Source organism: Yersinia sp. 1252 StPb PI (assembly GCF_048593885.1).
GTDB classification, from domain to species: Bacteria; Pseudomonadota; Gammaproteobacteria; order Enterobacterales; family Enterobacteriaceae; genus Yersinia; species Yersinia enterocolitica_E.
On record NZ_JAZGQE010000335.1, the window covers coordinates 1 to 1,921 of the forward strand.

Genomic DNA, 1,921 nt, shown 5'->3' on the forward strand with positions numbered 1-1,921 from the left:
AAAGATAATCAATCTATATATATATATGGAAATCCGCGATTACATAAATTGTTAGCCTTACCCGCTAATTTTAGTATGGATGGAAGATTAGATGGTGAGCTTCCGTCACCAATATCAGATTTTCAGGCTGAATTTCAGCAGCATGATCGAAAGGTTGAATTATTGCAGGATCGTATAACTGCGGTTGAAATTCATGAGTGGGATGGACATTCATATTTCCAACCTTATTTCGTTGATAAATACCCATTAATAGATGAAAACGGTGTATCCAGGGGGGTTATTTGTCATGGGCGGCCAGTACAAGATATAATGTTAACTCGGCTAAATAAAATAAAAGTCCCCACCTCACTTATCTTTACCCCACCATCAGATCTTTTTACTAAAAGGGAGTGGGAGGTATTGTTTTATATTTTACATGACTTCTCAAGTAAAGAAATTGCTAAAAAAATCTATTTATCAACCCGGTCAGTGTGCAATATAATCCAAAGCATCTATCGGAAAACCGGTGTAGCCAATAAACGGCAGGTTATAGAGTATTGTTATGAGCAGAAGATAAATAATTATGTGCCGCAGAGTTTCTTTGAATACTCGGGTTCTTTTCCACTCGCAGGGTAAGGACAAACTAAATATAATAGGGAGGTTGAGATGGAAGAAAATCTGAAGAAATCACTCGAGGTATTAATACGGTTTTGGGAGCATAGTTCAGAACCTTGGGCGGTAAAAGATGATCAATCAAGATTTATTTATGCAAATAGGAGAGTTTATAAATTATTTAATTTACCTGAAAAATACAGCCTTGAAGGTCGGTTAGATGGTGAGATTCCTACACCATCAGCAGATTTTCAGGTTGAATTTCAACAGCAGGATCGTCAGGTGGAATTATCACAGGACCGTGTAGCATCAGTCGATATTCAGCTATATGATGGGTGCTCATATTTCACACCTTATTTTAGTGACAAATATCCATTAATAGATGAAAACGGTGTATCCAGGGGGGTTATTTGTCATGCCAGACCAGTACAAGACATCATTTTAACTCGTTTAAATAAGATAAAAGTTCCTACATCACTTATCTTTACACCTCCATCTGCATTATTCACCAAAAGAGAATGGGAGGTATTGTTTTATATTTTACATGCTTTCTCAAGTAAAGAGATTGCTAAAAAAATCCATTTATCAACCCGGTCAGTGTGCAATATAACCCAAAATATCTATCGGAAAACCGGTGTAACCAGTAAACGGCAGGTTATAGAGTATTGTTATGAAAATAAGATTAATAATTATGTGCCGCAGAGTTTCTTTGAATACTCGGGTTCTTTTCCACTTATGTAGAGTGAGAAGGAGTTAAACTTAAGGAGAATATGGTAATGGATAAAAAACTACTAAACTCGCTTGAGGTATTAATACGATTTTGGGAACACAGTTCAGAGCCTTGGGGAGTTAAAGATAATCAATCGAAATTTATTTATGCCAATATGAGATATCATAAATTATTAGCCTTACCTAATAAATATAGTATGGAGGGGCGGCTAGATGGTGAGATTCCTTCGCCAACAGCAGAGTTTCAGGATGATTTTCAGAGGCAAGATCGTAGGGTTGAATTATTGCAAGATCGTGCAACATCGGTTGAAATACATTTGCTTGATGGGCTTTCTTATTTTACACCTTATTTCTTTGATAAATTTCCATTAATAGATGAAGTTGGAGTGTCACGGGGGGTTATCTTACATGCCAGGCCTGTAACTGATATAATGTTAACTCGCCTAAATAAAATAAAAGTCCCCACCTCACTTGTATTCACCCCGCCATCAGATCTTTTTACTAAAAGAGAATGGGAGGTATTATTTTATATTTTACATGCTTTCTCAAGTAAAGAGATTGCTAAAAAAATCCATTTATCAACCCGGTCAGTGTGCAATAT

At 36.2% G+C, this 1,921-nt stretch carries 3 protein-coding genes; all 3 read left to right on the top strand.

All coding sequences use genetic code 11. The annotated features are described in order from the left end of the window. Positions 1-615 (top strand): helix-turn-helix transcriptional regulator (locus V2A85_RS23295; RefSeq protein ID WP_420072510.1); only part of this gene is annotated, 615 nt, incomplete at its 5' end. A 30-nt stretch (positions 616-645) separates the two neighbouring features. Then, positions 646-1,332: a helix-turn-helix transcriptional regulator gene (locus V2A85_RS23300; protein ID WP_420072511.1), complete on the top strand. Its 687-nt coding sequence runs from the start codon at positions 646-648 to the stop codon at positions 1,330-1,332. Positions 1,333-1,367: 35 nt separating this feature from the next. Beyond that, positions 1,368-1,921: PAS domain-containing protein (locus V2A85_RS23305; RefSeq protein ID WP_420072512.1), on the top strand; the 554-nt coding region annotated here is incomplete at its 3' end.